Raw genomic sequence first — 21977 nt, 5'->3', positions numbered from 1 at the left:
GTCAGCGGTAGAGGTTTTCGACGGTGGATGCTGCGCGTTGCAACACCACGTTCCGTTTGATCTTCATCGTGGGCGTCACCAACGTTGTGTCGGCCAAGTCGGTGGCAACCAGCGTGAATCGGCGCACTTGCTCGCTGTGGGCGACGAGTGCGTTGGCAGCATCGATGGTGGTTTGGATGTGCTCGCGCAGGCGGGCATCGGCAACCTCATCGAGGATCGTGGCATCGGGCGCAACAAGCGCGACGCCGGCAGCATCCGCCCACTTCGCCGTCTCTTCTGCATCTAGCAGCAACAGCGCCGACAGGTACGAGCGCCCTTCGCCCACCATCACGGCGTGAGAGACGAGCGGGCTTGATTCGACGACGCTCTCCCAGAGGGTGGGAACGATGGTTTTGCCATTTGACGTCACGATAACGTCTTTCAGCCGGCCTTCAAGCACCAATCGGCCCTCCGCATCGATGCTGCCCAGGTCGCCAGTGCGAAAGTAGCCATCAATGAACGCGGCCTCGTTGTGTCGCGGATTGCGGTAGCCGACGAACACGCCGACGCCTCTGGCCAGCACTTCGCCCTGCTCGCTGATGCGAATCGCTGTTCCTGGCAGAGGCGGTCCGACGGTGCCCGAGCGAATGTTCCCTGGCAGGTTTCCGGTCAGCGGAGCGGTCGTCTCAGTCAGGCCGTAGCCCTCGATGACGGGGACTGCGATGCCCCTGAAAAACTGAGAAAGTGAAGCATCAAGCGCAGCGCCGCCCGAGAGAATGTAGTCGACGCGTCCGCCCATGACTTCGCGCAATCGGCGGTAGAAGAGGCGATCGAAGAACGCATGACGAAGTCGGAGCGACAGACTCGACGGCGCCCGACTATCGCTTTCGCGTCGTTCGCTCAGCTCTCCCCACGCGACGGCTGTCTCAACCGCGGCAGACCACACCTTCGACAGCCCGCGGTCTGCGGCTTTGTTCGCGGCGGCAGCCTGGATCTTCTGCAATACGCGAGGAACCACCACGATGAAGGTTGGGCGCAACACAGCAAGGGTGCTCACCACGGCGCTGGTGTCTGACAGATGGGCAATGCGCATGCCGCTCGCCAGGCAGATGAGCTGGAGCCCTCGAGCGAGTACATGCGCGAGCGGCAAGAAGATGATCGTGTTGCCGCCTGAGTGCACCACCTCGCCGTACGCTGCGGCAATGTTGAGCACCTGGCCGAGAAAGTTGCGGTGGGTGAGTACTGCGCCCTTGGGCTCGCCAGTGGTGCCCGAGGTGTAGACGATAGTCGCGGGGGAGTCGAGGTCGGCGAGGCGACGACGATCTTCGAGCTGTCGGTCGCTGACCTCGCCGCTGCGGGCGGCAAGGTCTGCGATGCTCGCTCGTGGCTGACTGGAAGACGTCGAATCCATCGCCCACGCGCCAAGCGCACCGGCACCGGTCTTGGCGAACGCGTCGTCGAGCAGATCGAGCTGTGCAGTGTTGCCGCCGATCGCGAGCACGACACCAGCGTCAGCCACGATGGCCGCGACCTGAGCCGCAGACGAGGTGTCATAGATCGGCACCACCACGCCGCCAGCGAACCACGATGCCAGATCGGACACAGCCCATTCGTAGCGCGTCGGAGCCATGATCGCGATCGTGTCGCCTGGCTGCACCCCAGCAGCGATGAAGCCCTTAGCGAGCGCGCACACCTCGTCAAGGAACTCTCGCGTGCTCACTTGGCGCCACGCGGCGTCGACGTCAGCCTGCGGCGGCGCTACCTCGAATGCGATGTGCTCAGGTGCCGCGAGCGCTCGCCGAGTGAGTAAATCAGTGACGTTTCGGTGGTCGCTGACATCGACCAAGAGCGCTGTAGCGGAGTCCTGCACCGTGAGTTCCTTTCGCATGCACGCCGATTAGCGTGTGTGCTTATTCATTCGTAGCCCATTCCGGAACGGATTGGTGGCGGCGCGACCAGGTGGTATGAGGACGTCGATATCACCCCCTGTGCCACTTAGCGATGTATCGTTGAGTATCGGTAGATATATCGTCGGTCGGATTCGGCCACCGATGCGATCAGGAGGAAATGATGAACGAGTCGACTTCAAGCAATCAGCCCGGTGGGTCGCAACGGCCCCGAGGATTCAGTGGCGAGGCCGGCTTGGGCCTGTGGGAGGCATTTGAGGGTCTCCGCGACGTTCTCGGTCAGGGGGTCCGCATGGCTACGCCCCGAATGGGACGAGGAGACGTGCGAACCGCCATTCTTGCGCTACTCGCCGAAGAGCCTATGCACGGATATCAGATCATCCAGCAGATCGAGTCGCGCAGCGGCGGCGCATGGAAACCCAGCCCAGGCTCGGTGTACCCGACGTTGCAGTTGCTGTCTGATGAGGGACTGGTCCACGCAGAAGAGACTGCGGAGCGCAAGACCTATTCGCTGACCGAGAGCGGTCGAGAGGCGGCCGCAGCATCGGACGGTTCGCTCCCTTGGGAATCGCCTACCTTTCGCCAGTCAGAACACTCCACTGCGTTGCCAAAGGCCGGGGCCAAGCTCGCACAGGCGATCGTGCAGGTTTCGCGCGGCGGCACTCCCCAACAGGTTGAGCGTGCGGTCGCCGTAATTGATGACGCGCGTCGCAAGATGTACTCCATCCTCGCCGAGGATTGAGCGTGCCGACATCCGGCCAACCTCACGCTCTCGCTGAGATCACGCCCCGACGGGCAAGGGCGCGATACCGGCGGATCATGCGGTTTGCGGCGCGCTTCATGGTGCAAGCGTGGTGGTTTGAACTCGTCTTGCCCCGTTTTGGGATGTCATCGCTGGCGGCGCGCGGACGCAACGCGCGCATGCAACATCTTGCGCAGCGCTTTCACGCCCTCGCGATAGATCTCGGTGGCCTCATGATCAAGGTGGGACAGTTCATGTCGTCGCGCCTCGACATTCTTCCGCCCGAGATCACCAGCGAGCTGGAGGGGCTGCAAGACGAAGTACCCGCCGTTGACTTCGAGAGCATTCGCGCCCTCGCCGAGTCAGAGCTGGGGATGCCGCTGGCGCAGGCGTATGCATGGGTTGATCCGAGCCCCATCGCTGCTGCCTCACTCGGTCAGGTGCATCGCGCGCAGCTTTCGACGACGCTCGCCGCCGACGCCGGGTTCAGCGCGGCGGTGGTCAAAGTGCAGCGACCGGGGATCGAAACCATCGTAGAAGTCGACCTCGCCGCCCTTCGAAAGATCGCCCGGTGGCTGTCACGAGTTCGGATCGTTTCAGACCACGCTGATATGCCCACGGTGGTCGAAGAGTTCGCTGCGACCAGCCTGCAAGAGATCGACTATCTGCAGGAGGGCTCGAACGCTGACAGGTTCGCCAGTAACTTTGCAAACGAGACGCGCGTCGCGACGCCGAAGATCGGATGGGAGCGCACCACCCGGCGCGTGCTCACGCTGTCAGACGTCACCGCGATCAAGATCAACGACCTTGATGGGCTTCGGGCGGCGGGGATTGACCCCGCGCAAGTGGCGGACGAGCTGGCCCGTGTCACATTCGAGCAGCTTTTTATTGCTGGCTTCTTTCACGCAGACCCCCACCCGGGCAATATCTTCGTTACCCCGCGCGAGTCCGCGGTCGAAGGTGCCGGGCGTGAATGGGACCTGACCTTCATCGATTTCGGCATGATGGGCGAGATTCCCGATGCGCTGCGCCGTGGACTTCAGCGGCTAGTGGTTGCGGTGGTTGCCCGAGACGGCAAAGGCCTTGTCGCAGGCATGCAGAACATTGGCGTGCTGCTGCCAGCGGCGGACACCGTCGATCTCGAACGGGCGATGACCGAGTTGTTCGACCGCTTCGGCGGCATGGCGATGACTGAGCTTCAAGACGTTGACCCTCGCGAGATGGTCGACTTCGCCGATCGATTCGGCGACACGATTCGCGAGCTTCCGTTTCAACTGCCCGAGAACTTCTTGCTGGTCATCCGCACCATTTCGTTGGTCTCGGGCGTGTGCAGCGCACTCAACCCAACCTTCAACATGTGGACGGCGGTCGAGCCGTTCGCCAACTCCCTCATGCGTCAACAGGGCGCAGGGACGGTCAAAGGCTTTGCAAAAGAAGCCGTATCGATCGTCGGCGTCATGGCGCAACTACCACGCCGCATGGACGAGCTCGCGACACGGGCCGAGCGTGGCCAGCTCGCGGTGCAGGCGCCAGCCACCGAGAGGCGCCTGCGAACGCTTGAGCGCACAGCTCGTCGCATCGTGTCAGCGGTCATATTCATGGCATTGCTGCTGGCGGGCGTGTTGCTGCGCGCCAGCGATCCCGTTTTCGGCACGATGCTCATGATTGTCTCTGTTCTGCCGTTGCTGCACGCCATGTTCGCTGGCCTGCTCGGACGGCGTTCGCGCGACTGACAAATCGGCCGATTTGGGGTCGCCGTTTAGAGTGGATGGTGCTGCGGCCGCTCGAGCTGCAGCATCCACCCCCTCTTTGCGTGCGTTGTGACGTGCGAACCGAATTCATCGGAGTGCCATGACTGCCGTCATCCCATCCAAAGATCCTGCTGCGCGCTACCGCATTGAGCCCACCGTGCTACAGGCGCTGAAGAGCCCTCGACTTCTCACACGCGAGGTGCTTGCAGGGCTTGTTGTCGCGCTCGCGCTGATTCCCGAGGCCATCGCATTCTCCATCATTGCGGGCGTCGATCCTCGAGTCGGGCTGTTCTCTTCGTTCGTAATGGCTGTCACGATCGCTTTCGTGGGCGGGCGTCCCGCCATGATTACAGCAGCCACCGGCGCGATTGCTCTCGTGGTTGCGCCGTTGGCGCGCGAGTATGGGGTCGACTACCTCATTGCGGCGGTGCTGCTGGGAGGCCTACTGCAGATCGTGCTCGCCGTACTCGGCGTCGCGAAACTCATGCGATTCATTCCTCGCAGCGTGATGGTGGGGTTTGTCAACGCGCTCGCGATTCTCATCTTCATGTCTCAGGTGCCGCAACTCGTCGACGTGCCGTGGCTGGTTTATCCCATGGTTGTGGTCGGCCTTGTGATCATCGTGCTGCTGCCGCGAGTAACCAAGGTCATTCCAGCGCCCCTGGTGTCGATCGTGCTTGTCACCGTGGCCGCGGTGGCGTTCGCGTGGAACGTTCCGACGGTGGGTGACCAAGGCGAGCTGCCCGAAAGCCTGCCTGAGCTGCTGATTCCGAATGTTCCGCTCACCTTCGACATGCTTGCAATCATCGCCCCGTTCGCCCTGGGTATCGCACTGGTCGGGCTCATCGAATCGTTGCTGACCGCCAAGCTCGTTGATGACATCACCGACACCCACTCGCACAAGACACGTGAAGCATGGGGCCAGGGTGTGGCGAACATCATGTCGGGCGCATTCGGCGGAATGGGCGGTTGCGCAATGATCGGCCAGACGATGATCAACGTGAAGGTCTCGGGAGCGCGTACGCGCATCTCGACGTTCCTGGCGGGTGTCTTCCTTCTGATTCTTGTTGTGGCCCTCGGCGATATCGTCGCAATCATCCCGATGGCGGCGCTCGTTGCCGTAATGATCATGGTGTCGGTCGGCACGTTCGATTGGCACAGCATTCGCCCGTCGACGCTGAAGCGCATGCCGTGGAGTGAGACGAGTGTCATGCTCGTGACCGTCATCGTCACGGTCTGGACCCACAACCTCGCGATCGGCGTAGCTCTGGGCGTTGTCACCGCGATGGTGCTTTTTGCTCGCCGTGTTGCGCACTTCACCAACGTGACCCGCACCGTGACCGAAGACACCGCACACTACGCCGTCGAGGGCGAGCTGTTCTTTGCGTCTAGCAATGACCTCACGACTCAGTTCGAGTACACCGCCGATCCTGATCGAATCGTCATCGACATGTCGCGCTCTCACATCTGGGACGCATCAACGGTCGCGGCACTCGACGCGATCAGCACGAAGTATGAGCAGCGCGGCAAGCATGTGCTCATCGAGGGAATGAATGAAGCCACTCAGGCTCTTCACCTGCGCCTCAGCGGCAACCTCGGCGGCGGCGAGTAGCCGCGATTCAGCGCTGAGCGAGGTGTGCGACGCCCTCGATGACCGCCTGGTGTGTCGCTGGGGCCTTGAGAACGCGAAAGTGACCTGGCGCTGATACGAGCACATTTGTCGCTCCGTCAAGGGCGCTTCCCTCAGGAATATGTGGGTCGAAAGGACCGAACACTGAGACGATTCGTCCGTTGACCGATGTGTCGCGTCCCAGCGAGACGATCGTTTCGTCGCCAGGCAGAAACGCTCGGATGCTGGGATCAGGAAACAGCTTCGCGAGCCGCACCCCGTGAAAGGGCGTGCACACCGCCACCATTCCCAGCAGGCCTAGCACGGGCGCTGCCTCGGTCGCTGCTGCCGCGGGGTCGCCGCCAACTGCAGCTTCTGCCGCGGCCTGGTGCGCAGCGCCCGAGTTGATCAGCAGGTGCTTGCCCACCAGACCGCCCTTGCTGTGCGCAACCAGCACCCGCCCAGCATCTGGCACCGGTAGCGTCGAGAGTTGCTCGCCCAGGTACTCGGCGGTTGCAGCGATTGGGCGCCGATTGATGCCCAGCCCGTGTACCACCCGTACGCGATGGCCAGCGTTCGCGAGTGCGTCTCCAAGAGGACGCAGAAATGTCCAGTGCTCATATACGCCTGGAACTAACACGATCTCCGGCAGCGTAGCCGAATCATGCCGCCACGCCCGCGGCGGGCGCCGGCGTCGGCGGAGCGTCCACGGGGGTGCCAAGATGGCGAGCTGACGCCCGAGCGCATATCCGTAGTCGGCGGCCCACCACTTCACTCGGTCGAGAACTGACGCATTGGGTCTGCCGACGACTGAAGGTTCGCGCGCCGAAGTCATGGGGGGAGTCTATGAGTGATTACTCACCCGCCATGCGTCACAGTGCGGGCAGGATGGAGGTATGACCCACATTCCTGCTGTGACGTTGAACGACGGTTTCCCATTTCCCGAGCTCGGCCTCGGCACATACAACCTGCGCGGCCCAGAGGGAACGGCCGCGATTCAGACAGCGATTGATGCCGGCTATCGCTTGCTCGATTCGGCGGTCAACTACGAGAACGAAGCCGAGGTAGGCGAGGCAGTGCGCGGCTCAACAGTCGCACGCGACGATCTGCATGTTGTATCAAAGGTTCCCGGTCGCTGCCACGGTCGGGCGGAAGCGGTTGACAGCGTCGAGAGCTCATTGCGAGCAATGGGACTTGACCATCTCGATCTTGAATTGATCCACTGGCCGAACCCGAGTGTCGGCAAGTACGTTGATACCTGGAGAGGGCTCATCGATGCTCGCGAACGCGGTTTGGTTCGTTCGATCGGGGTCTCCAACTTCACGGAGTCGATGCTCACCGAACTGATCGACGCGACGGGAGTCGTGCCTGCGGTCAACCAGGTCGAACTGCATCCCTATTTTCCGCAGGCGGCTCTGCGCGCATTCCATGCGGAGCATGGCATTCGCACCGAGAGTTGGAGTCCGTTGGCGCGTCGCAGCGAGCTTCTCGCCGAGCAGCTGGTCCAAGAGCTCGCGGTAGTGCACGCGGTGACGCCAACGCAACTCGTGCTGCGGTGGCATGTTCAGCTGGGCAGCACACCGATACCGAAGTCGAGTGACCCTGACCGACAGCGGGAGAACGCGGATATATTTGGCTTCGCTCTGACTGACGATCAGGTAGCCGCTGTTTCAGCTCTTGAGCGGGGGCGTTTGTGGGATGGCGATCCGCTCACCCACGAAGAAATGTAGCGGCGCCTCGGGTGCTCAGTGCGGAGCGTGATACTCGGTATCGCCGCGCTTCCAGTAGCCCTTGACGATCACGGAATCAGCATCGAGTCCCCATCGATCCAAGAGGAGTGCCCGGCCGGGCTTCACGACAGACTGCTCGGCGGCAATGAAGCCAAGCACGTCATTGTTTGGCCGGTCATCCACAGTGAGCTCATCAAGGCGTGCGATCAGAGCAGTGCTCGGCGGCGTGTCACCGCGATGCACCTGTTCGACGGTCACTCCTTCGGGCACCTCGATCACCATTTCGTGTGCGGCATCGGTCACTTCCAAAATAATGCGGCCAGTCGCAGTGGCAGACATTAGCTGCGCGAACCGTCGAATAGCGGGGAGGGCTGTCTCATCACCGGCGAGAAACCATGCGTCGGGGCTACCCTCGAGTACCTTCGAGCCTCGAGGTCCACCGACGCCTGCAATCGAGCCGAGCGGCGCTTTCGCTGCCCATTGAGCGGCGACGCCAGAGTCGCCGTGCACGGCGAACTCGAGTTCGAGCCAGTCATCGGCCCACGCGACCGGTGTGTATTCGCGACTGGGTGCGGCGCGCAGCTGCTCGATCGTGTCGGGGTTACCGTCAGGAAAGAAGACTCGCACGTGATCGTCACACCCCAGCGATTCGAATCCCAGCAGTTCATCGCCGCGTAGACGCACGCGCACGTAGCTTTCGGTGAGCCACTCGCGGTGTACGAGAGCGGCCTTGCGAAAGTGCAGGTCGAACCCTTGCATGGTGAAGCTAAAGGCAGATGAAGTCATGGTGGTGTCCTGGTGTCGGTGAAGAGGGGCTATCCCCACAGCACGATCGGTCGGCCATCGATCTCGGCGACACGTGCGGGGGTTTCGTAGAGGGCACTCAGATGTTCGGCGCTGACGACCTCGGCGACCGGACCGTGGTGCACGACACTCCCGTTGCGCATTGCGATGATGTCGTCTGCATATTGGGCGGCCACATTGATGTCGTGCAAGACGACGACTACGGTCATTCCTCGCTCATCAGCGAGCCTGCGAACAAGTTTCATAAGGGCCACACAGTGACGCGGGTCGAGGTTGTTGAGGGGCTCATCGAGAAGCAGGTGATCAGTGTCTTGGGCGAGCGCCATCGCCACGAATGCGCGCTGTCGCTGACCGCCCGACAGCTCGTCGAGAAAACGCGTGCGCACGCTCCCGATATCGAGCAGCTCGATTGCGGCGTCGACGTGTGCTCGATCGTCGGGTGTGCGCCCGGACCCGCCGTGCGGAAAGCGTCCATAGGCGACGAGATCCTCCACGCTGAGTCGGATGGCGAGATGGTTATCTTGACGCAAGATCGCGAGCCGCTGTGCGAGAACGCGTGATTTTGTCGTCAGCACGTCGAGGCCGTCAACAGTGATGTCGCCCGCGTCGGTGCCGATGAGTCGCCCGATTGCGGCCAGCAGGGTCGACTTGCCCGCGCCATTGGGACCGATAATCGCGGTGACACCAGGTCGAATGTCGACTGATACATCGTCGACGGCAACGAGCGCGCCGTGGCGTTTGACCACAGAGTCGGTGCTGATCATCAGCGAGCCTTTCCAGAGAGTACGAGAACGATGAAGAAGATGCCGCCGACAAATTCAATGACGATCGGCAACTCGGTGCCGAAGCCCAGAACGCGCGAAAGGATGAGCTGTCCGCCGACCAGGGTGATCACGCCAATCGCGATAGAAGCGGGGATGCTGCGCAGGTGACGGTGCCCGACTGCGCCGTAGGCGAGGTTTGCCACGATCAGGCCGAAGAAAGTCACCGGGCCGACGAGGGCAGTGGACGCTGCCACCATGGCGGCGATCGCGACGATCACGTGCATCACCACACGGCGATGGTTGACGCCGAGCGAGATCGCGGTGGTCTCGCCAAGTGACAGCACGTCGAGCTCGCGCCGAACCGGCCACAGCGACGCCAGCGCCAACGCGACCAGTATCGCTGTCGGCACGAGTAATTCGCGGTCGATAGAGGTGAAGCTCGCGAATGCGAGGTTCTGAACGATCGCGAAAGTGTCGGGGTCGAGCAGTCGTTGCAGAAAGCCTGTGACCGATCGAAACAGCACACCGAGAACGAGGCCCGCCAGCACGATCACGTGTAGATCGAGTCGGCGTTTGAGAAACAGCCACCAGTACAGCAGCACGATCGAGCCCATCATCAACACGAGCTCCACTCCCCAAGAAGCCAGTGGTGGGGCGGAGACCAGAATGGCCGGGCCGATAGCGAAGGCCACCAGCGTCTGAATCGCCAGGAATATCGCGTCAAAACCCATGATTCCCGGGGTGAGAATTCGATTGGCAGTGATGGTCTGAAACAGCACGGTCGCCGCGCCGATAGCAGTTGCCGCGATCACCATTCCAAAGACGGTGCGGCTGCGCAACCCCAGCGCATATTCCCATTTGCCGGGCAGGTCGATGAAGAGAAACACCACCATCACCACTACGGCGACCGCGCCGAGCGTGATGAGTGCTCCGGTCGGGTGTCTTAGCTGGCTGGCCGCGCGCCGTGCGCCGTCGACGAATGCGGCGGTCACCGAGTCACCCCCGCGGTCGATGTCTTCGGCTTGCGTCGACGGCGGGTGGATGCGGCGTCATCGACGGGGCGGGCGGTACTGAGCAATAGCCAGAGGAAGATGATTCCACCGAGCACGCCCATAACGATCGAGATCGGCAGTTCGTAGGGGAATCGGACGACTCGACCGATGATGTCGCAGAGCAGCACAATCGCTGCGCCCAAGAGAGCGACCAGCGGAACAGCGCGCCGCATATTGTCACCGATGAGCCTGCTGACGATATTGGGGGCGATTAAGCCAAGAAATGGGAGGATGCCAGTGACGACCATGAGGATTCCGGAAACGACCGCGATGATCGTCACGCCGAGGCCCATGACCGCCCGTGTCTCTAGACCGAGGCCACGGGCGGTGTCATCGCCCAGCCCAGCGACTGTGAAGCGGTCTGCGGCGATCCACGCGATCAGAGCAGCGGCCGCGGCGAAGTAGAGGATCTCATAGCGCCCACGCATAATGCTTGAAAAGTCGCCGATTCCCCAGCTGAGCAGTTCTTGAAGCATGTCGCCGCGGTAGGCGATGAAGGTTGTCACTGCCCCGATGACGCCCGCATAGAGAATGCCAACAATCGGCACGAGCACGCTTGAGCGTGCCGGGATTCGGCGGGCGAGTATCAAGAAGCCGATAACTCCTACGAGCGCGCCGATAGCGGCGAGCACCGCTTTGCCCGCGATAGGCAAGCCCGGCACGGCCAGCAGTACTGCGAGCAAGGCAAGACTGGCAGCATCCGTCGCACCAGTGGTGCCGGGTTCAACAAACCGGTTGCGCACGAGCAACTGCATGATGAGGCCGGTGATCGCGAATGCGGAACCTGCAAGGACCAAGGCAACGGTGCGAGGCACGCGGCTTGCGAACAGGATGAAGGGATCGAGTTCGGCGACACCGATGAACAGTGAAATCGTCGCAAGGGCGGCCACAAGGGCCACCCCCGCGACGATCAGAATCGTGGGAGAGACGCGTCTCAGAACTCCGCGCTCCCCGCTTTGGGGCGGTCAACCATCATTCAAGTTAGTTGGCAGCCGCTTCGTGCATCGTGGTGAGAACGTTGTCGATCGCCGTAAGGCCGTTGATCACGATGTAAAGCTCGCTGGCGGGCAGGTAGACAATTTGGTCTTCCTGCGCTGCGGTGGTCTCGGCGACAAGCTCGTTGTCGAGAGTTTCTTCTGCAGAAGAGCCTTCGCCGGTTGCCGCGCCGCGGTCGAAGGCAAAGATCCAGTCTGGGTTGGCGGTGAGGATGAACTCGTTCGTGACAGTGTCACCGTGCGCTGAGCCTTCGGCGCCCGGCAGTTCTGCGGCGACGACGGCAGGCGTCCATCCAAGTTCGTCGTAGAAGTAGCCGAAGCGGGAGCCTTCGCCGAATGCACCGTACTCACCGCCCGAGATGGAGAGGACGAGCGCCGTGCCGTTTGCCTCGGACTGGATGGTTGACTGAAGTTCTTCAATATTTGCCGTGAGCTCAGCGACCTCTTCTTCGGCGCCGAAGATCTCGCCGAGCTGTGCGGCGCGCTCCAGGCCAGCACTGGGATCGAAGGCTCCTGCGTAGGCGCCTGTGAGGTCAATGGTCGTCGAAATCTCCGAGAGCTCGTCGTACTGCCCGGTACTGCGGGCAGCGGTGATGATCAGTTCAGGTTCCAGCTCGGCGACTGCCTCAAAGTCCGGCTCGAACAGCGTGCCGACCTTGGGAAGGTCGGCGTATTGTGCGAGGTAGTCAGGCAGAGCAACATCGGGGATACCCACGACCGAGTCGCCAGCGCCGATCGCGTCGAGCGTGTCGAGAGTGGCAATATCGAAGGTCACCACTGTCTCGGGGTTCGCAACCACCTCTACCGCGTCACGCGCAACCTCGGTGTCTTCTTGGTAGTACGACTCGCCCTCTTCTTCGACGAACACCAGGGTGGGCTTCGCGTTCTCGACAACCACGACAGCGGTGGTGTCAGGTGCCGCCGTGCCTGCGTCGTCTGAACTGGAGCAACCAGCGAGTGCAAGGGCTGAAATGCCAATCGCCGCGAGGGGCGCTGCGAAACGAATTCTCTTGTGCATGTAGGTAAGCCTAACCTAATTCACACGAGGAGAATTTCGCTATCCTCTTCCCGCTTACCGGGGTCGCAGGTAGTCGCTAGAGTTGCGCGCCGTCGTCTTCCCGGTTTTCGAGACCTACGTTCTTGCCGCGCCACGACTCGTAGGCCATCAGCCAACCGATTGAGACAGCTGCGGCAAGGATGATGCCGAGCAGCAGGCTTCCCCAGATTGCTCCGAAGATGATGCCGAGCGTGAACATGAGAACTGTGCCGACAGCCCATCCAGAGTGTCCGCGTGTCCAGCCGCGGCTGCGTGTAGAAGCCATAGGCCCAGCATACGGGGAACCGTTTGCCTCAGCATCCGTAGAGTAGACAAGCCTGCTCGCATAGAACGGAATCGCTCATGACCCTGAACGTCAGCCCGCTCACTCTCGGCACTTCTGGTCTGGGTCGCGATAGCCTGCCGGGATCGGCCGAGGAGTCAGCAGCGGTGGGCGTTGCCGTCGATCTGCTGTCCAGCGAACACACGTTCGTAGATACCTCAAACAACTACGCGGGTGGTCGGTGCGAGTCTGTTATCGGTCGAGCGTTGCGGCAGGTGGGAGAAGAATCGCGCTATCGGGTGATCTCGAAGGTCGACCGTGATCCTGAGACGGGAGCGTTTGACCGCGACCGCGTGTTGCGGTCCTTCGACGAAACGAAAGCCAAACTCGGTGTCGAGCGCTTGCCGCTGTTGCACTTTCACGATCCCTATACCGTGTCGTTTGAAGAAGCGGTCGGCCGACGCGGTGCGCTAGAGGCTCTCATCGAGCTGAGGGAGTCGGGCCAGGTTGATGCGATTGGCATTGCGGCAGGCCCCGTTCCGATGATCGAACGCTATTTGCAGACTCAGGTCTTTGACGCAGTGCTCTGTCACAACAGGTACAACCTGGTGGATCAGTCGGCCGAACTGATGTTTGCCGCGGCCAAGGAGCAAGGGCTCACGGTGTTCAACGCCGCACCATTCGGTTCAGGCTTGCTCGCCAAGGGGCCGGGCTCGCAGTATCACTACGCTCCTGCGAGCGAAGAGCTTCAAGCGTGGGTCGCGCAGGCGATTGCGATCTGCGAACTCTACGAGGTCACGCTGCCCGCGGTGGCACTGCACTTTTCGCTGCGCAACCCGAATATTGATAGCACCATCGTCGGTGTGGCGTCTCCTGGGAGACTCCAGCAACTCAACGGTTTGCTTGCCGAGTCGGTGCCTGATGAGGTGTGGGGAGCAATTACCGCACTCGGGTCGGCGCCCAAAGCAATCGACGACAGCGCTTACCGCTGGACGTGAGTCAGCGCGCTCGATGGTCTTCGGGATGAAGTCGCGCACCCCTGCGGGGTTCGACCATTCCGCTCGCACCGATGAGCCGGATCACCCGTTGTCGCTGACCGGACCAGGGCGCGAGAAGTCGTAGCATCCCGTCGTCATCTACCCGCATTCCCGTGAGCGCGAAACCCACTTGATGGGAAAGGTGAAAATCACCGACGCTGACCGCATCGGCATCTCCGAGTGCGCGAATTCGCGTTTCAGCAGACGTCCACGCGCCGACACCGGGCTGGCTGACTAGCACACGGTCGACGGCCTCCCCATCGACGGCATCGAGAACGCTCTGCTCGAGCGCTTGGCCGCGTCGCGCGGCTCGAACGATGGTCTTCGATTGGGGCGGTTCGAGCCCTGCCTGGTGCCATGCCCATGAAGGTATATAGCGCCACTGTTCGATTGAGGGGGCAGCGTAAAGCGGCACAGGCGTCGGTCCGGGCGCGCGAGTGCCGAAAGCCCGAACCAGGTGTCGCCAGGCACCAAAGGCCTGCTTTCCCGTGACTTTCTGCTCGATGATCGCGCTCGCAAGCGCGTCGAATACGAGATCAGTACGACCAATTCGTAGACCCGGGTTGTCGTGGTGTGCTGCAGCGATGAGCGGATGCAACGCCGCGTCAAAATCTGGCGCGTAGTCGTCGCGCCCGCACAGTGCGGGCATCTGCGAGAGCGCCCACGCAGCGCCCGGACCCCATGCGGCGGCCCGAATCACACCGCGCGACGTCTCCCGAAGCGCGAGTGTGGCGATGCCCTCGGGGCTGCGCGACGCGTGCCAGATCACATTCGGCGTCACAAAGAACGTGGGATCACCCGCGCCGTGGCGCTGAGCGAGCACTGTGCGCCTCAGATCGAGTGGGCCCCGCGGCCGATACTCCGTCTGCACCGGACGCTCGGGCCACGCTTCGCGCGTAGAGACGCGATGCGCCGCGGGTGCTTCCAGGCTCATGCCCACACCCTACGCCGCCCTTCTGACACGTGGAAACCTGCTCGCAAGGCCTCCCAGATAGGCGGTAGGCGATCAGAAGCGGTCAGGTGACGGCGTGCCGTGCCCGTAGCGAATAATGACATCGGCGTGACGATCGAAGCGGTACCCGACTCCGCGCACCGTGCGCACGATGTCTTCGTAGCGGCCGAGTTTGGCGCGCAGGCGGCGCACATGCACATCGATCGTGCGCTCGCCCGGGGCCTCGTCTTCTGTGGCACCCTGCCAGAGCGAGTTCACCAGTTCGGTCCGCTCGATTGTGCGGCCCTCTCGCAGCACGAGGTATTGCAACAGCTCGAACTCTTTAAACGTGAAGGCGGCCGATTCGCCATCGATGAGAACACGCTTGCGTGAGATGTCGACGACAACGCCGCCGTCGACGGGTTCATCGTCGATGGGGTCCTCGGGCTTGGTGCGAGCGACTGCTGAGGGCTCGTGCAGCGCGAGGCGCACCACATCGACATCCCGGCCGCCGGCCCCGACTGGGGCGAGAGCGACGGTGGCGTAGGTCTCAGCTTCGGGAGCAAGTTCACCGATGGTGCGTCGAATCGCGTCGACGATCGTGCCGAGGCTGACGCCGGCTGCAGCTGCTTTAGCTTCATCCAGGCCGACGTAAAGGGCAAAGCCGCGGGGAGCAGTTCCGGTGGGAACCGCCCGCTGCGACGCTGCAGGCTCGGGCGCGAGTTGCGGGGCAGGCGCTGTCACGGCGCGAAGGTGACGAGTCGTGGTCGGTCGTTCGAGGAGTGCAGTGGTTGACATGATGATGTTCCTAGCGGGAGAGGAACCCTGGCCGAGGCCGACAGATGAAGGGTTCGAGTCTTGTTGCCCTGTGGGGCGGTGCCCAGCATGGGGCGGGAAGCGAAGCATCCGGCCGCACGTGATCGACGCGCGACTTCGGCACTTCGGGGACTCAGAGGCATGACGCGATTAACAGCGTCGTCAGAGTCCAGCAGGTTCACCGTGCTAGTGGCACATTCGACAACAAGTAGCACCGCGGCCGGCCATCATCATGCCGGCAGCCCCGTTCGCCTCCCAGGCGGACAGTACGCGTGCGTTGTCAGTCATGTGGCTGATTATGACGCAGTGCGTCGCCATACGTCAAATCCCTACCACGTCGGTGAGCACCGAATGAGATTGTTACGACGCTACCGGCCTGGTGGCGGATCCATGGCGCGCGGGCTCATCAAGGCCACACGCTCTGATCGGGCGTAGCCTGACGACATGGTTGACCTGCGATTTGCTCACGAACCGGACTCTTCCCGCTACACCCTTCACCGCGGTGACGACCTTGTCAGCGCGCTGGACTATCGCGATGACGGGAAAATCGTTGCCTTGACTCGCGCATACACTGTGCCAACTTTCCGAGGTCACGGCTATGCGGGAGAAATCGTCGACCGAGCGGTCGCCGAAATAGAGAGCGCTGGTGAGCGAAAGGTCAGCCCGGTGTGTTGGTACGTCGCAGACTGGTTTGCTGCGCACCCCGGGCGGAGCGACGTTCTGCAGGGCCGCACTCGCTCTTAGGCCGCACAGCTCGTGCTGTCAAGCCGTTCGCCGCGCCCACGTCGAGCGACGAAAGTGGGTTGAACACGAATAAGGGGGCGCAGTGAGCAACAAAGATCACCACGGGCAAGATGAAGGTCGGCAAAGTCTAGACGCCGCATCAGCGCAGCGTGCGGAGAACGGTCTGGGTGCGGGCAAGGAACAGACTCTGCCGGCTATGGATCAGAACAACGCCTCACGCGATGAAAAGGTGGCTGGAATCGTCGCGCAAACTCGTGCTGATTTCGCCAGCGAATCGGCTGATCGCATCGCCGAAGTGCTTGGTCAACGCTTCGAGCAGGCGGGCGTGCAAGTGTCACCCGAAGAGGTCGCGCGGTACGCAGCAAACATTTCTCACTAGTTCCAGTTGATGTACCACGCATTGGGCGGGGCTGATAGGTAGCTGCGCGCGTCGGGAAACACCTTTTGCGTCGGCATCTTCCAACCCGCGCAGGTCATCTTCCGTCGGTCAATCCCGCGCTTTCGGAGCGCCCTGGCGGCGATGTCGGAGGCTCTGCCTACGGTTGAGTTATGCGGATCTTGCACACCTCTGACTGGCACATCGGGCGCACCTTTCATGGCAGCTCCACGCTCGATGCGCTCCGTAGTGTGCTCGCGGCGCTCGTCGATCAAGTACGTGAAAACAACGTCGATGTGGTGATCGTCGCGGGTGACGTGTTCGACTCGGCCATGCCCGCCGCAGACTGCTACACGTTGCTCACCGACACACTGGTTGCGCTGCGTGACGCTGATGCGCAGGTGATCGTAACGAGCGGAAACCACGACTCAGCGGCGCGGCTTGGTTTTCAATCGAAACTCTTGCGCGACGGCATCTTCATCGTCACTGACCCGCGTTCGGTAGGGATTCCCGTCACCCTCGACGACGAGTTCGGGCCGGTGAACTTCTACGGAATCCCCTTCCTGGAGCCCTCTCTCGTGCGCCACATCTGGAACGATCTGCCGTTGCGGTCGCAACGCGACACTCTCACTCATGCCATGGAACGAGTGCGAGAAGATATGCAGACACGCTCCGGCCGCTCGGTGGCGATTGCTCACTGCTTCGCGGCAGGCGTTGACCCGACGCCGCAGTTGGAACGCGATATCCAACAAGGTGGGCTCGACGTGGTGCCAATCGAGGTTTTTTCCGGCGTCGATTACGCCGCGCTAGGTCACATTCACGGGCGCCAGCGACTCAGCGACCACGTCCGATACGCAGGCGCGCCACTTCACTACAACTTCGGCGAAGGCGACAAGCCGCGCGGCGGGTGGCTGGTGGAACTGGATGCCGACGGACTCTCGACGGTTTCACCTTTCGAGCTGCCGGTGCCGCGTGCTTTGGTAACTCTCACGGCACCGCTCGAAGATCTGCTTGATCCTGATCTGTTTCCTGAGGCCACATCTGCTTGGGTTTTCGCTCGCTACACTGACACCGCACCGCAGGCAGACCCAATGCGCCGGTTGCAGGCACGCTTTCCGCACTGCGCCAAGGTGGTCCACGCGCCCTCGGTCGTGCACGAAGACCACGCCGACTCGTTCGGTGCTCGTGTTCGTGCTGTGAGAAACGACGCCGAGCTCTTCGAAGCGTTTCTCACTCACGTCAGAAACGGGGTCGGTGCCAGCGAGGCAGAGTCCCACATCATCCGAGAGCTGGTCGCGGAGCGGTCGCTGGCCGAAGTGTCTGGATGAAACTGCACCGGCTAGAGCTTGAGGGCTTCGGACCATTCCGTCAGCGCCAAGTCGTTGACTTCGACGCTTTCGATGACGGCGGCATTTTTCTGATCTCGGGACGCACGGGCGCGGGCAAGTCGAGCATTCTCGACGGCGTGTGTTTCGCTCTTTACGGGATGGTGCCCAGGTATGACGGTGCCGGGCGGCGATTGCGCAGCGACTTCAGCGCGCCAGCTGAGCCCACTGAGGTCTTGCTGGAGTTCTCAGCGAAGCGCGAGCTGTATCGAGTCGTGCGATCACCGGAGTACGAGCGACCCAAGGCTCGGGGGGAGGGCGTCACCAGCGAGAAGGCACGCGTCGAGGTCTCTGTGAAAGACGGCGGGGTCTGGCGAGCATTGACGACGAACGCCAAAGAGGCGGGCACGCTGATATCGGAAGAGATCGTGGGTCTCACCGGATCCCAGTTTCTTCAGGTCATTCTTCTCGCCCAGAACAGGTTTGCCGAGTTTCTTCTCGCCGGAAATGATGAACGACAGGCTCTTCTTCGCAACCTCTTCGGAACCCGCACGTACGGTGCGTACGAGCTCACGCTCGATACCCGTCGGCGCGAGTCGCAACGCCGGCTCGACAAACACGGCAACCATGTCGAGTTTCTTCTGAACGATGCCGAGCGACTCATCGCCGAGCATCGACTGAGCGGCGATGCGCAGGATGAGTCGGCGATAGCCAGCGGCGTCGCGCCGCAAACGGCAGCTCGCCTCACTGCGATTGAGAGAGCAGTTCAGCGCGCGCGATATGCCGTTGAACAGGCGGATTTCGCTCGCGCCGTAGCGAACGAGGCATATCAGGGCGCCGAAGCGGCGCATAGCGCGCGAAAGCACTTGCGTGATCAGCAAGAGAAACGCGCGGTCGCACGAGAAGCGCTGGCCGCTTTAGAAGCGCGGAGCGCCTCCATCGCGGGAGAGCGACTTCGGCTAAAGCGAGCCATCGAGGCCGAGGGTTTGCGAGCCTCGCTCGAGACCGTCGCAAGCGCACAGAAGGTGTTGGAAAAGCTGCGACGTGCTGAAATGGAGGCGGCAAGCCGGTGGCGCGCGTTGCCCGGCCACACCGACCTCACCGATGATCAGTTCACGGAGCTGATTGAGACAATCACCGGGCAGCTTGCAATCTGGCAGGCGGCTGCGTCCACAGAAGATGAGATGCTCGCGCACGTTGCCGAGCTGGCTACGCTCGATGAAGCCCTCGCTAGCGACGAACGAGCACTCGCAGCCGTCGCGCAACGGCTGGCAGAGGTGGCTGCGCGCATACCTGAAGTCGAGATTGTCCTGCCTCCGCTTGAGGCAGAAGCCGCGCGGCGTGAAGCGGCTGAGGAACGGGTCGCATCGTTGCGCCTCCGCTCTGCTGCTGCCGACGACGCTGAGCGGCTTCGGGCGATCTCGCGCGAGGCTGACGCTCAAGAAGCGATTGCGGCACGAGAACATTCCGATGCCGTAGCCGCTGTGAGCTCACTGTTGCGTCGCCGCCTTGAGGGAGCGGCTGGCGAGATTGCGTCGAACCTGAGCGCGGGTGAACCTTGTGCAGTCTGTGGATCGATTGAACACCCCAAGCCCGCGGCGCCTCTCGAGCAGCGCATCAGCGAAGATGACGTTGCCGCGGCGCAAGAAGCCGCTGAGGCAGCAGCGGCCGCGGCACGGCTCGCTTCAGAGGCAGCACGTAGAGCGCGTGCGGACCTCACCGATGCAATCGCACGCGCAGGCAGTGAAAGCTGCGAGCAGTTGACAGCTCTGCTGACAGAGGCTGAAGCCATGGTGCGTGCCGCCGAAACCGCATCGCGCGAGCGGCAGATGCGCGCTGATGAGTTATCGGCTTTGCGCGCCGAAGCAGAGCGAAGTCGGGCATCGAGCGGCGCAGCGGCCCAGCGCATCTCTGCTGCGCGTGAGAAGCGCGCGCACCTCGCCGCCCAGATTGAGTCGACCGACGCGGCAGTGCGTTCAGCGCGGGGACACTTCTCGTCGATCAACGAAAGAATTGAAGACGCACGACAGCGACGCGATCGCGCGCGTGACTGCGTGGCGGCGCGGGCTGAAGTGGTCGTCGCTGATCGTGCGCTCGTGGTCGCCGCGACCGATCTTGAGCAGCGCATCACGGACTCGGGCTTCGCCGATGCAGCCGAGGCCTCGGCCGCGTTGCTTGGAGCTGAGGTTCGTGCAGAGATTGATGATCGAATTCGTGCTTTCGAAGCCGAGCTCGCCGGTCAGCGTGAGACGCTGCGTGTGCTTGAAGTAGAGCTGGCAGGCGCGCCAGAGATGCTCGCCGACACGAACGAAACGGAGTCGGCGCTGGCCGCTGCGCAAGCAGACCGAGACAGTCACGCCGAGCTCGCGACCGAGGCGGTTGCGACAGCCCGTCGACTGAGCGACGTGCATGCGCGCGCCGTGGAAGCGCACGCTGCAACGTCCGTCGCCTCAGCTGAGCATCAGGTGCTCGCAGGGATCGCTGACGCGGTTGCAGGGCGCAATGTGAAGAAGATGGACCTCGAAACTTTCGTGCTTGCGGCTGAGCTCGAAGAAATCGTCATCGCCGCAGCGCGTCGACTGGAAGAAATGTCGGGTGGGCGATACCGGCTGCGGCACACCGATGCTCTCGCAGCGCGAAACAAGGCGTCTGGCCTGGGACTCGAGATCATCGACGCTCACACCGCAAAGGCACGGTCGCCGCAGTCTCTGTCCGGAGGCGAAACCTTTCTCGCATCCTTGGCGCTCGCGCTGGGTCTTGCTGAGGTCGTGACAGCACGCGCTGGCGGAGTGAAGCTTGACACTCTGTTTATCGACGAGGGCTTTGGCTCACTTGATGCCGAAACGCTTGAGCTTGCGATGGCAACACTCGATGAGTTGCACCAAGGCGGACGTACCGTCGGAATCATCAGCCATGTCGCCGCGATGAAGGAGCGCATCACCTCGCACCTTGACGTTGAAGCGTCTGCAGCTGGACCGAGCATCATCCGGCAAACAGCTGCGATCTCGGGCTGACATCCCGAGCTGAAGCGGCCAAAGCGAAGGCGGCCGCGATTACGCTGTAGGAGTGACCAAGAACAGCATCTGGACCATTGTTGGCGTGATTGTGGCGATTGTCATCGCCTGGGTGCTGGTGAACGCACTGTTCGCGCTTATCGGCGTCGTCTTCAAGCTTCTCGTTGTGGCAGTAGTCGCACTGCTGGTCTTTCTTGCGCTGCGCTACTTCTTCGCTAACAGCACTTCGTCATAGCGCAGGCTGTCAGCCGCCGTTTGAAATCAGGCCAATGACGCCTGAACCAACCATGTAAAGCCCGACGCTACCCGCGACGATCCAGAGGATAATGCGTGCGGAGGACGGCTTCTTCGATTCTTTGTCAGGGCTGCTCACGCCTACGAGCGTATCCCGACAGGCGAAGGGGCTGATCCTGTTGTGCGGCGACCCTGCGTGGCGCGCTTTCGTCTGCGGCTGTGCTGAGACAGGATGAGTGTGCGGCGCCCGCCGCGGAACGAGGTGGAATATGCAGTCTGTGCTTCTTGACACTCCTGCGGGCATCATCGCGCGGCTTGGCTGGGACCCAAAGATGAGCGAACACGACCGCAAGCGGGCCTTGGCACGCGAAATCATCGCCCCCAAGCTTGGCGTTGAGGAGCGCAAAGTGCGGGTAGAGCGCGAACTGCCGGGAAAGTTCGGATTCCACACCCAGCTCGGCGCCGAGGTCAACGGTGAGCCGGTTCCGCTCTCGATTCGCAACGCCAGCTATCGTGCGGCCACCCTTGTCGCGGTCTACGACCCGTCGATTGTCGTCGGCATCGATTTGCGTGACGCGCACCCCGACGACGCCACTATTCACCAGATGCAACGGCATTCGCATCTATTCGACGAAGACAATATTCCTAAGCTCGTTGAGCACTGGACCCGAGTGCAAGCGGTGAGAGACGCCGACGGTCGCGGGTCACGCGTCGCCGGCGAGCTGGTGCGGCTCGACTCGCCACTGACTAAGGGTTGGGTCCCTGATCGTCGGGTGTACTACACACTCGCCGATCTCTCTCGCGATAGCTGGATCATCACGCTCGCGTACTTGATGCCAACGGAGTAG

General features: G+C 62.3%; 22 protein-coding genes. 11 read left to right on the top strand and 11 right to left on the bottom strand.

Annotated features, from left to right (window positions below):
• Position 1: 1 nt before the first annotated feature.
• Positions 2-1849, bottom strand: coding sequence for a long-chain fatty acid--CoA ligase (locus AB0O81_RS06435; protein WP_363582389.1), 1848 nt, complete (start codon positions 1847-1849; stop codon positions 2-4).
• Between the two features lie 329 nt (positions 1850-2178).
• Here AB0O81_RS06435 and AB0O81_RS06430 point away from each other — a divergent pair, with 329 nt between their 5' ends.
• From AB0O81_RS06430 to AB0O81_RS06420, 3 genes are all read left to right on the top strand, one after another.
• Positions 2179-2628 (top strand): PadR family transcriptional regulator, encoded by a 450-nt coding sequence (locus AB0O81_RS06430; RefSeq protein ID WP_363582387.1) that lies wholly within the window; start codon positions 2179-2181, stop codon positions 2626-2628.
• A gap of 77 nt (positions 2629-2705) precedes the next feature.
• Complete coding sequence (locus AB0O81_RS06425) at positions 2706-4361, top strand: AarF/UbiB family protein (RefSeq protein ID WP_363582644.1); 1656 nt, start codon at positions 2706-2708, stop codon at positions 4359-4361.
• 118 nt (positions 4362-4479) lie between these two features.
• Positions 4480-5991 carry a SulP family inorganic anion transporter gene (locus tag AB0O81_RS06420; RefSeq protein ID WP_363582385.1) on the top strand — a complete coding sequence of 504 codons (1512 nt, stop codon included), beginning with the start codon at positions 4480-4482 and terminating at the stop codon, positions 5989-5991.
• 7 nt (positions 5992-5998) lie between these two features.
• On the opposite strand, the gene AB0O81_RS06415 is transcribed toward AB0O81_RS06420, so the two are convergent.
• Positions 5999-6823 (bottom strand): hypothetical protein, encoded by an 825-nt coding sequence (locus tag AB0O81_RS06415; RefSeq protein ID WP_363582383.1) that lies wholly within the window; start codon positions 6821-6823, stop codon positions 5999-6001.
• A 61-nt stretch (positions 6824-6884) separates the two neighbouring features.
• On the opposite strand from AB0O81_RS06415, the gene AB0O81_RS06410 reads away from it, so the two are divergent.
• Positions 6885-7718: an aldo/keto reductase gene (locus tag AB0O81_RS06410; protein WP_363582381.1), complete on the top strand. Its 834-nt coding sequence runs from the start codon at positions 6885-6887 to the stop codon at positions 7716-7718.
• Positions 7719-7733: 15 nt separating this feature from the next.
• Here AB0O81_RS06410 and AB0O81_RS06405 read toward each other — a convergent pair whose 3' ends face one another.
• The 6 genes from AB0O81_RS06405 to AB0O81_RS06380 all read right to left on the bottom strand — a co-directional run bounded on the left by AB0O81_RS06405 (position 7734) and on the right by AB0O81_RS06380 (position 12655).
• Entirely contained in the window at positions 7734-8504 is a 771-nt protein-coding gene (locus AB0O81_RS06405) for a siderophore-interacting protein (RefSeq protein WP_363582379.1), read from the bottom strand.
• Between the two features lie 29 nt (positions 8505-8533).
• Positions 8534-9286, bottom strand: coding sequence for an ATP-binding cassette domain-containing protein (locus AB0O81_RS06400; protein ID WP_363582377.1), 753 nt, complete (start codon positions 9284-9286; stop codon positions 8534-8536).
• Positions 9286-10278: an iron chelate uptake ABC transporter family permease subunit gene (locus AB0O81_RS06395; RefSeq protein WP_363582375.1), complete on the bottom strand. Its 993-nt coding sequence runs from the start codon at positions 10276-10278 to the stop codon at positions 9286-9288. The genes AB0O81_RS06400 and AB0O81_RS06395 overlap by 1 nt, the downstream gene beginning before the upstream one ends.
• A complete protein-coding gene (locus AB0O81_RS06390; RefSeq protein WP_363582373.1) occupies positions 10275-11237 on the bottom strand; it encodes an iron chelate uptake ABC transporter family permease subunit in 963 nt (320 codons plus the stop codon). The genes AB0O81_RS06395 and AB0O81_RS06390 overlap by 4 nt, the downstream gene beginning before the upstream one ends.
• 82 nt (positions 11238-11319) lie before the next feature.
• Positions 11320-12351, bottom strand: a complete 1032-nt coding sequence (locus AB0O81_RS06385; RefSeq protein ID WP_363582371.1) for an ABC transporter substrate-binding protein — start codon at positions 12349-12351, stop codon at positions 11320-11322.
• Between the two features lie 76 nt (positions 12352-12427).
• A complete protein-coding gene (locus tag AB0O81_RS06380; RefSeq protein ID WP_363582369.1) occupies positions 12428-12655 on the bottom strand; it encodes a hypothetical protein in 228 nt (75 codons plus the stop codon).
• A 77-nt stretch (positions 12656-12732) separates the two neighbouring features.
• Here AB0O81_RS06380 and AB0O81_RS06375 point away from each other — a divergent pair, with 77 nt between their 5' ends.
• A complete protein-coding gene (locus tag AB0O81_RS06375; protein ID WP_363582367.1) occupies positions 12733-13650 on the top strand; it encodes an aldo/keto reductase in 918 nt (305 codons plus the stop codon).
• Position 13651: 1 nt separating this feature from the next.
• Here AB0O81_RS06375 and AB0O81_RS06370 read toward each other — a convergent pair whose 3' ends face one another.
• Together AB0O81_RS06370 and AB0O81_RS06365 are read right to left on the bottom strand one after the other, a co-directional pair.
• Positions 13652-14623, bottom strand: coding sequence for a DNA-3-methyladenine glycosylase 2 family protein (locus AB0O81_RS06370; RefSeq protein ID WP_363582365.1), 972 nt, complete (start codon positions 14621-14623; stop codon positions 13652-13654).
• A 72-nt stretch (positions 14624-14695) separates the two neighbouring features.
• Complete coding sequence (locus AB0O81_RS06365; protein WP_363582363.1) at positions 14696-15418, bottom strand: winged helix-turn-helix domain-containing protein; 723 nt, start codon at positions 15416-15418, stop codon at positions 14696-14698.
• Between the two features lie 462 nt (positions 15419-15880).
• Between AB0O81_RS06365 and AB0O81_RS06360 the strand changes: the two genes are divergently transcribed.
• The 5 genes from AB0O81_RS06360 (at position 15881) to AB0O81_RS06340 (ending at position 21130) form a co-directional block, all read left to right on the top strand.
• Positions 15881-16180: a GNAT family N-acetyltransferase gene (locus AB0O81_RS06360; RefSeq protein ID WP_363582361.1), complete on the top strand. Its 300-nt coding sequence runs from the start codon at positions 15881-15883 to the stop codon at positions 16178-16180.
• 82 nt (positions 16181-16262) lie between these two features.
• A complete protein-coding gene (locus AB0O81_RS06355; RefSeq protein WP_363582359.1) occupies positions 16263-16559 on the top strand; it encodes a hypothetical protein in 297 nt (98 codons plus the stop codon).
• A 170-nt stretch (positions 16560-16729) separates the two neighbouring features.
• Positions 16730-17884 carry an exonuclease SbcCD subunit D gene (locus AB0O81_RS06350; RefSeq protein ID WP_363582357.1) on the top strand — a complete coding sequence of 385 codons (1155 nt, stop codon included), beginning with the start codon at positions 16730-16732 and terminating at the stop codon, positions 17882-17884.
• Entirely contained in the window at positions 17881-20895 is a 3015-nt protein-coding gene (locus AB0O81_RS06345; RefSeq protein WP_363582355.1) for an AAA family ATPase, read from the top strand. Before AB0O81_RS06350 ends, AB0O81_RS06345 begins: the two co-directional genes overlap by 4 nt.
• 52 nt (positions 20896-20947) lie before the next feature.
• The gene (locus AB0O81_RS06340; RefSeq protein ID WP_363582354.1) at positions 20948-21130 is read left to right on the top strand and encodes a hypothetical protein; all 183 of its coding nucleotides are present in this window, start codon (positions 20948-20950) and stop codon (positions 21128-21130) included.
• Positions 21131-21139: 9 nt separating this feature from the next.
• Here AB0O81_RS06340 and AB0O81_RS06335 read toward each other — a convergent pair whose 3' ends face one another.
• A complete protein-coding gene (locus AB0O81_RS06335; RefSeq protein WP_363582352.1) occupies positions 21140-21268 on the bottom strand; it encodes a hypothetical protein in 129 nt (42 codons plus the stop codon).
• 130 nt (positions 21269-21398) lie between these two features.
• Here AB0O81_RS06335 and AB0O81_RS06330 point away from each other — a divergent pair, with 130 nt between their 5' ends.
• Positions 21399-21977, top strand: a complete 579-nt coding sequence (locus tag AB0O81_RS06330; protein WP_363582350.1) for a hypothetical protein — start codon at positions 21399-21401, stop codon at positions 21975-21977.

The sequence above is a fragment of the Microbacterium sp. NPDC076911 genome (genome assembly GCF_040687125.1).
Lineage (GTDB): Bacteria > Actinomycetota > Actinomycetes > Actinomycetales > Microbacteriaceae > Microbacterium.
The sequence above is the reverse complement of the archived record's forward strand: the minus strand, read 5'-3'. Positions and strand labels throughout refer to the sequence as shown.

Coding starts and splice junctions, on each gene's coding strand:
- AB0O81_RS06370 (WP_363582365.1), bottom strand. CDS start 14,623: ATGAGCCTGGAAGCACCCGCGGCGCATCGCGTCTCTACGCGCGAAGCG.
- AB0O81_RS06345 (WP_363582355.1), top strand. CDS start 17,881: ATGAAACTGCACCGGCTAGAGCTTGAGGGCTTCGGACCATTCCGTCAG.
- AB0O81_RS06410 (WP_363582381.1), top strand. CDS start 6,885: ATGACCCACATTCCTGCTGTGACGTTGAACGACGGTTTCCCATTTCCC.
- AB0O81_RS06430 (WP_363582387.1), top strand. CDS start 2,179: ATGGCTACGCCCCGAATGGGACGAGGAGACGTGCGAACCGCCATTCTT.
- AB0O81_RS06365 (WP_363582363.1), bottom strand. CDS start 15,418: ATGTCAACCACTGCACTCCTCGAACGACCGACCACGACTCGTCACCTT.
- AB0O81_RS06385 (WP_363582371.1), bottom strand. CDS start 12,351: ATGCACAAGAGAATTCGTTTCGCAGCGCCCCTCGCGGCGATTGGCATT.
- AB0O81_RS06350 (WP_363582357.1), top strand. CDS start 16,730: ATGCGGATCTTGCACACCTCTGACTGGCACATCGGGCGCACCTTTCAT.
- AB0O81_RS06400 (WP_363582377.1), bottom strand. CDS start 9,286: ATGATCAGCACCGACTCTGTGGTCAAACGCCACGGCGCGCTCGTTGCC.
- AB0O81_RS06380 (WP_363582369.1), bottom strand. CDS start 12,655: ATGGCTTCTACACGCAGCCGCGGCTGGACACGCGGACACTCTGGATGG.
- AB0O81_RS06360 (WP_363582361.1), top strand. CDS start 15,881: ATGGTTGACCTGCGATTTGCTCACGAACCGGACTCTTCCCGCTACACC.
- AB0O81_RS06330 (WP_363582350.1), top strand. CDS start 21,399: ATGCAGTCTGTGCTTCTTGACACTCCTGCGGGCATCATCGCGCGGCTT.
- AB0O81_RS06375 (WP_363582367.1), top strand. CDS start 12,733: ATGACCCTGAACGTCAGCCCGCTCACTCTCGGCACTTCTGGTCTGGGT.
- AB0O81_RS06420 (WP_363582385.1), top strand. CDS start 4,480: ATGACTGCCGTCATCCCATCCAAAGATCCTGCTGCGCGCTACCGCATT.
- AB0O81_RS06415 (WP_363582383.1), bottom strand. CDS start 6,823: ATGACTTCGGCGCGCGAACCTTCAGTCGTCGGCAGACCCAATGCGTCA.
- AB0O81_RS06425 (WP_363582644.1), top strand. CDS start 2,706: ATGCGGTTTGCGGCGCGCTTCATGGTGCAAGCGTGGTGGTTTGAACTC.
- AB0O81_RS06405 (WP_363582379.1), bottom strand. CDS start 8,504: ATGACTTCATCTGCCTTTAGCTTCACCATGCAAGGGTTCGACCTGCAC.